General features: G+C 53.8%; 7 protein-coding genes. All 7 read right to left on the bottom strand.

Features of this window, described 5'->3' with window-relative positions:
- A partial coding sequence (locus AACR93_RS03155; RefSeq protein WP_043849990.1) for an Hpt domain-containing protein occupies positions 1-727 on the bottom strand: 727 nt, incomplete at its 3' end.
- 11 nt (positions 728-738) lie between these two features.
- On the bottom strand, positions 739-1,479 hold the full coding sequence (locus AACR93_RS03150; protein WP_033114448.1) for a protein phosphatase CheZ: 741 nt from the start codon (positions 1,477-1,479) through the stop codon (positions 739-741).
- A gap of 12 nt (positions 1,480-1,491) precedes the next feature.
- Positions 1,492-1,863 carry a chemotaxis response regulator CheY gene (cheY, locus tag AACR93_RS03145; RefSeq protein WP_005298814.1) on the bottom strand — a complete coding sequence of 124 codons (372 nt, stop codon included), beginning with the start codon at positions 1,861-1,863 and terminating at the stop codon, positions 1,492-1,494.
- Positions 1,864-1,986: 123 nt separating this feature from the next.
- The gene (locus tag AACR93_RS03140; RefSeq protein WP_043849989.1) at positions 1,987-2,706 is read right to left on the bottom strand and encodes an RNA polymerase sigma factor FliA; all 720 of its coding nucleotides are present in this window, start codon (positions 2,704-2,706) and stop codon (positions 1,987-1,989) included.
- Positions 2,699-3,574, bottom strand: coding sequence for a MinD/ParA family protein (locus AACR93_RS03135; RefSeq protein ID WP_033114450.1), 876 nt, complete (start codon positions 3,572-3,574; stop codon positions 2,699-2,701). The genes AACR93_RS03140 and AACR93_RS03135 overlap by 8 nt, the downstream gene beginning before the upstream one ends.
- 1 nt (position 3,575) lies before the next feature.
- Positions 3,576-4,997, bottom strand: a complete 1,422-nt coding sequence (gene flhF / locus AACR93_RS03130) for a flagellar biosynthesis protein FlhF (protein ID WP_043849988.1) — start codon at positions 4,995-4,997, stop codon at positions 3,576-3,578.
- 16 nt (positions 4,998-5,013) lie between these two features.
- Positions 5,014-7,119, bottom strand: coding sequence for a flagellar biosynthesis protein FlhA (flhA, locus tag AACR93_RS03125; RefSeq protein ID WP_041208912.1), 2,106 nt, complete (start codon positions 7,117-7,119; stop codon positions 5,014-5,016).
- Positions 7,120-7,196: the final 77 nt, after the last annotated feature.

Here is a 7,196-nt window from a genome sequence, read left to right as displayed (position 1 = left end):
ATAAGAGACAGCCTATATGTTGTCCTTGGCCATGCAGCTGATCTAACAAAGCTTCGAACTCATCATCTGTAATGTCACCGGAATCTGTGGTCACAGATGTTGAAGCCGCTTTGGTTGGGGCTGCGCCAACACCATGCAGCTCATCCAGTAAACGTTCGAACTCGTCAGCAGAGATCTCGTCAATAGAACCACCACCATTAACTGCTGCTGGCTCAACGCTCTCTGCTGAAACTTCAGGCTCAGCAACGAAAACGTCTACTTGAGGGGCTACTGGTTCGGGATCGGCAACGACATCAGAGGCAGCACTGCTGGTTGCAGTCCTCAGCTGCTCTTCACCCTCAGGCTTGCACAACTCATGAAGGTCGTGCAGAAGATCTTCTGACGCAGGACTTGGCGCTTCACGATTTTGCACTTGGGCAAACATGACGTTGATGGCGTCCAGAGCCTGCAAGATTACATCCATCAATTCTGCAGTCACTGTACGCTTGCCATTGCGCAAGATATCAAACACGTTCTCGGCACCGTGGCATACGTCAACCAGTTCGCCCAGCGACAAGAACCCAGCACCGCCTTTCACAGTATGAAAGCCGCGAAAAATCGCGTTCAGCAAGTTCTTGTCATCGGGCCGCTTTTCCAAGTCGACCAGTTGCTCAGACAACTGTTCCAATATTTCGGATGCTTCGACCAGAAAGTCTTGCAGTATGTCTTCATCAACTTCGAAGGCCATGCGTCACTCCATTAGAATCCCAAGCTAGACAGCAGATCGTCCACATCATCCTGACCATTGACCACATCGGCACGGGCCTCGGGGTTCATGATGGGGCCTTCAGCTTCAATCCCGTTGACAGGAAGGCTGCGAGTTGAATGCTCTGCAGAAGCCTCACCAAACATAGTCAGCATTTCTATTAATTTTGTTTCTACTTCCTGCACAAGTTTGATGACCTTGCGGATCATCTGCCCGGTTAGATCCTGAAAATCTTGCGCCATCAGGATCTCTGTCAGCAGTTGCCGTAATTTATCGGCATCAGACTCTGAAGCCTTAATAAAATCATCGAGTTGGTGACAGAGCGATTTGAATTGCCCAACATTCATGTCGCGGGACATCAAGGCATTCCAGTTCGGCATAACCAGCTGGATATTGTCATTAAGACGATCTGCAATCGGCAGGCTGGCTTCTACCGCATCCATGGTGCGGTTTGCAGCCTTGTCAGTCATATCGATAACGTAGCTAAGGCGTTCCCGAGCATCGGGGATATCATGAGTAGCCAGATCAGGAATCCGCGGATCAAGGCGAAACTCTTGTAGTGAATTATGCAGTTGTCTTGTCAGCTGACCGACCTTGTCAAACAGATCGGAGGCATTGGGGGCGCATACTTCGGCAAGCAGATCATCGGCCAGCTCAAATTCACCTTGCTCAAGATGAGCAACAAGCATCCTTGCCTGGTCGAGCGAAATCATTGCTCTCGTTTTGGCCATCATCCCTGCAGCTCCTTAGCCGATTCGTTCAAAAATCTTGTCCAGTTTTTCTTTGAGCGTCGCTGCAGTGAAAGGCTTGACGATGTAGCCATTAACGCCAGCTTGTGCGGCCTCAATGATCTGTTCGCGTTTGGCTTCAGCTGTCACCATCAAAACCGGAAGATGTTTGAGTTTGTCATCAACCCGAATGGCCTTGAGCAGGTCAATACCTTGCATGCCGGGCATGTTCCAGTCAGTTACTACAAACTGGAAATCACCATTTTTCAGCATCGGCAACGCTGTATTGCCATCATCCGCCTCGTGGGTGTTGTTGAATCCCAAGTCGCGCAGCAAGTTCTTGATAATCCGGCGCATCGTTGAAAAGTCATCAACAATGAGGATTTTCATGTTCTTGTCCAAAATTCCCTCCTAAATAGCCGCCTCGGCGGCTCACTTACATGATGCTAAAAACGGGTTGTGTCGTGCGGATTATGCCTTAGAGTTTAGTCTCAGTGTAGCCAGTACAAACACTTATAGATGCCAATCTCGCAAACGAGCACGTAATCTGTGCATTGCCTGACTGTGGATCTGACTCACCCGTGACTCACTGACATTCAAAACCTCGCCGATTTCGCGCAAATTCAGCTCTTCATCGTAGTAAAGAGAGAGAACCAGGGCTTCCCTCTCTGGTAAGCGACCAATTTGCTCGGCTAATGCAATCTGAAATCGTTCTGCTGCCAAATCATCGAAACCTGACCCGGAGGGAGTGTCATCAGGATGACCAATCACATCCTCACTGACCCCCAGATCCTCAATTCCGATAATTTTTCCACAGGAAACATCCTGCAGCATGACATGATAGTCAGCAATTGAGACTCCCATCTGAGCCGCGACTTCCGTATCACGCGCATCTCGACCATTGGCTTGTTCAACATTTTCGATGGCTTCAGATATTGCACGGCTATTGCGATGCACGGAACGAGGCACCCAGTCACCACGCCTAATTTCATCGAGCATGGCACCACGAATGCGGATCCCTGCGTAAGTCTCGAAACTGGCTCCCTTGCTGCCGTCAAAGTTGCGAGAGGCTTCCAGCAGCCCAATCATACCTGCCTGGATCAGGTCATCCAGCAAGACACTGCTGGGCAGACGAGCCAGCAGATGCTGGGCTATTCGCTTGACCAGCGGAGCATGTCGCTCCACCAGCACATAGGAATCCTGATGACGCAAGTACGCTTGGGCTTTATTCACGGGAACCTTCCTGTGTTGTGGCCGGCTTTTGCAGCAAATTCTCCAGGAAAAACTCCAGATGACCACCCGGCTGATTGGGAACTGGCCAGCTTGCCGCCTTGTTGGCCAGCGCACGGAACGCCAGCGCAGCAGGAGATTTGGGGAATGCTTCAACAATCAGCTTCTGTTTGCGCACTGATGCCCGCAAATTGGTGTCGTAAGGCACGCAGGCTACCAGCTCCAGAGAGGTGTCCAGGAAACGATCCGTTACCCGAGTCAGCTTGGCAAAGAGCTCCTGACCCTCACGCAGGCTGCGTACCATATTGGCAACCACCTTGAAGCGGAACACGCCGTGCTCCTTGGAGAGGATCTTGATGAGAGCGTAAGCATCGGTAATGGAGGTCGGCTCATCGCACACCACGACCATGATGTCTTGCGCTGCACGAGTAAAGCTCAGCACCATGTCGGAGATACCGGCGGCGGTATCTACCAGCAAAATATCGACCTGAGTCTTCATTTCGCTAAAAGCTCGGATAAGCTCGGCATGCTGTACGGGCGAGAGCTCGACCATCGACTGGGTACCGGAAGTTGCCGGCACTATCATCATGCCGTACGGCCCCTCGACAATGATGTCGTCGATAGTGCATTCACCGGCCAGTACGTGGGATAGGTTGCGGTGTACCCGCAGCCCCAGCATGACGTCCACGTTTGCCAGACCGAGGTCAGCATCCAGTACCATTACCCGTTTGCCCTGCGCAGCCATGGCTCCAGCCACGTTCAGAGTGACGTTGGTCTTGCCGACGCCCCCCTTGCCTCCGGAAACGGCGATTACTTTAACTCGATTGTTTTGACGCATTTTGCGCAGACCACTCGCCTGATCCATATACATGTTACTCATAAAACTCCGAATCTTCGGCCTCGCCAAAGCCTGCACCCCAGAAATAGGGCTCTTCTGTTTCTCGCTCCAGCGACCCCATGGCGGCTCCAACGAGCTGCGCCGCATTGGCAACCTGAATATCTTCCGGAACCCTTTGTCCGTCAGTGATATAGCTGATGGGCAATGAATTCTGGATACACACGTTAATCACTTCGCCCAGATTCAGACTTTCATCCAATTTGGTAAGTATGCAGCCGCTAAGCGGAATACGCCGGAAATGGTCGACCGCCTCCTGCATCACCCGACGCTGGGAGGTTGCCGACATCACCAGATAACTGCGGATCCGCACCTTGGCATTCTTGACCAGGGTATCGAGCTGCTCGGTCAAGCGAATATCCCGCTGACCGACCCCTGCCGTATCGATCAATACCAACCTGCGATGACGGAACTGATAAAGTGCACTGGCCAGCTCCTCGGCATCGCGCACCTGACGAACCGGACATCCCATGATTCGACCATAGGTCTGCAACTGCTCATGGGCGCCGATCCGGTAATTGTCAGTGGTGATCAGCGCCACCTGCTCGGCACCATATTTCATGGCAAAGCGTGCTGCCAGTTTGGCAATGGTGGTGGTCTTGCCAACCCCGGTCGGACCGAGCAGGGCAACAGCCCCACCCTGCCGCAAAATTTCGTCTTCGCTGATCTTGAGTTGAGCTGTAAGCACTTCAGCCAGTTGAGCCATTCCCTGATGGATCGACATATCTTCCGGGATCATGCCTGCCAGCTGATCGGCAAAGGCATCGTCAAACCCCATCTTCTTGAGCTCTTTGATGAGCAGCGCACGCATCGGCTCCCGGCGCTCCACTTCCTGCCACATCAGACCGGAGATCTGGTGCTCCAGCAGCTTGCGGATGCTGGCCATCTCCTTGCGCATCCCCTCCATCTCCTGATCACGTTGATTGGATTGAGGGGCGCGAGGAGAAGTTGATGCGGCACGAGCCCGAGGTTTGGCAGGTTCGGGAGCGGCCCCCCACTGTCCCTGTTCGGCAAGGGTTTTCGGTGCAGAAGTCGTGGCAGCTATTGCGGCTGGCTGAGCCCCCCCCATCCCGGCGCCATTGCCCGGTTGCAACTTTTGCTGACGAGCAAGCAAGGCTGCCAGCGTATCGGCATAGTGTTCGTTCTGGTTGGGTGCTGGTTCAGGGCGCCCCATCTGCCGCGCAGCAGACGAAATATTGACGCTCTCATCGTTCAGCTGACGGCGAACCGGCGTATCTCTCGGCCCCGGAACCTGGGATTGATAGTCAACAGCGGCGACTATCTCGACCCCTCCGGTCACCTTCTTGTTGGACATGATGACGGCATCCGGCCCGAGAGTCTCCTTGACCTCGGCCAGAGCCGTTCGCATGTCCTTGGCAAAAAACCGCTTAATCTTCACCCGTCATCTCCGCTAACTAGTTCTGTCCGACTGCACTGACGATACGAATCTGCTTGTCATCAGGCACTTCCTGATACGACAGAACACGCAATCCTGGAATGGCATTCTTCACAAATTTGGCCAGGGTATTGCGCAAGATCCCCGATGTCAGCAGCACGGCTGGTTGACCTTCCAACTCTTGCCGTTGTGTAGCCTCTACCAGTGAGCGCTGCATCCGCTCCGCCAAACCCGGCTCAATACCGGCACCATCACCGCCACCCGCCTGCAAGGACTGATGCAATATACGTTCCAGTTCTGGTGCCAAGGTAATAACCGGCAGCTCGGGATCCGGGCCGGCAATCTCCTGCACGATCAGACGGCGCAGGGCAATCCGGCAGGCGGCTGTCAGCACTTCCGGATCCGGGCTACGGGGTGCGTACTCGACTAGGGTCTGCAGAATAGTGCGCATATCGCGAATTGGCACGCCTTCATTGAGCAAATTCTGCAATACCTTCACAAGGTTACCCATGCTGATGACTTCAGGCACCAGCCCTTCAACCAGTTTGCTCTGGTGCTTGCCGATCATATCGAGCAGCTGTTGCACTTCATCGTGACCGAGCAGCAGTGAGGCATGGTTGGTTAGGATCTGGCTAAGGTGGGTGGCAACCACAGTCGCCGTATCAACCACCGTATAGCCCAGTGTTTGAGCATGAGAGACCTGCTCCTTGGCAACCCAGACGGCTTCCAGCCCAAAGGCTGGGTCCCGTGCAGCAATCCCCTGCACCTGACCAAAGACCTGACCCGGATTAATGGCCATCTCCTTATCATGGTAAACATTGGCCTCGCCGGTACTGACCCCCATCAAGGTGATGCGATATTGGTTGGGAGCCAGCTCCAGGTTGTCACGAATGTGCACGGCAGGGATAAGAAAACCCAGCTCTTGCGACAGTTTCTTTCGAACCCCTTTAATCCGGTTGAGCAACTCACCTCCCTGACTGCGATCCACCAGCGGAATGAGCTGATAGCCCACTTCCAGACCAATGATATCGACTGGCATCACGTCGTCCCAGCTCAGCTCTTTCTGCTCGTGAGCAGGTTGGTCGGCACTTGCCGGCATCAACTCCCCTTTGGCTGCCTTGGCTGCAAGCAGTTTCTCGCGGCGCAGCAGCCACCAGGCTCCGACCGCAGCTACGCCACCCAGACTCAGAAATGCTACATGCGGCATACCGGGCACACTGCCCATCATCAGCAAGATACCGGCAGAAATGACTAGCGCCTTGGGATTATCGAACAGCTGTCCCAATACCGCAGTCCCCATATCCTGATCGGTATTTTGCCGGGTGACTATGATGGCGGCTGCGATAGAGAGCAGCAGGGAGGGGATCTGGGCAACCAGGCCATCACCGATAGCCAGCAAGGTGTAGATCTGGGCCGATTCGCTGAAGGTGAGCTGGTGTTGGGCCATGCCGATGATGAAGCCCCCCAGTATGTTGATAAAGAGGATCATGATGCCCGCAATCGCATCCCCTTTAACAAATTTGGACGCACCGTCCATAGAACCGTAGAAATCGGCCTCCTGAGTCACATCCTGGCGGCGCTTTTTGGCCTCTTCCTGATTGATAAGGCCGGCGTTCAAATCGGCATCGATGGCCATCTGTTTGCCTGGCATCGCATCAAGAGTGAAGCGGGCACTCACCTCGGAGATACGCCCTGCACCCTTGGTGACCACCACAAAGTTGATGATCATCAGGATCATGAAGACGATGATGCCGACCGCGTAGTTACCGCCGATCACCACGTTACCAAAGGCTTCGATCACGTGCCCCGCAGCCGCACTGCCGTTGTGGCCTTCCAACAAAACAACCCGGGTAGAAGCAACGTTAAGTGCCAGACGAAGCAGAGTCGCGATAAGCAGTACAGTAGGAAATGCGGCAAATTCGAGAGGACGGCGAGTGTAGACGGCAACCAGCAGGACCACGATGGAGAGCGCGATATTGAAGGAGAAGAGGATATCCAGCATCAGAGGCGGAATGGGCAAAACCACCATCCCCATGGATGCCAGCACCAGCAGCGGGGTACCGACCCCTTTGCCAAGCAGCCATCTGTACTCTTTTAAGCGGCCCAATGTTGCCTTGAATTCCATTGCTTTTCTCGATCTTTACTTGCTGGTTCCAGATTAAAGCAAACATCAAGCCAAGAATTCAATGCATTGATTTTAAA

The sequence above is a fragment of the Aeromonas sp. L_1B5_3 genome, assembly GCF_963866575.1.
Taxonomy (GTDB): Bacteria; Pseudomonadota; Gammaproteobacteria; order Enterobacterales; family Aeromonadaceae; genus Aeromonas; species Aeromonas jandaei.
Note: the sequence above shows the minus strand (reverse complement) of the source record. Positions and strands in the feature narration are given on the sequence as shown.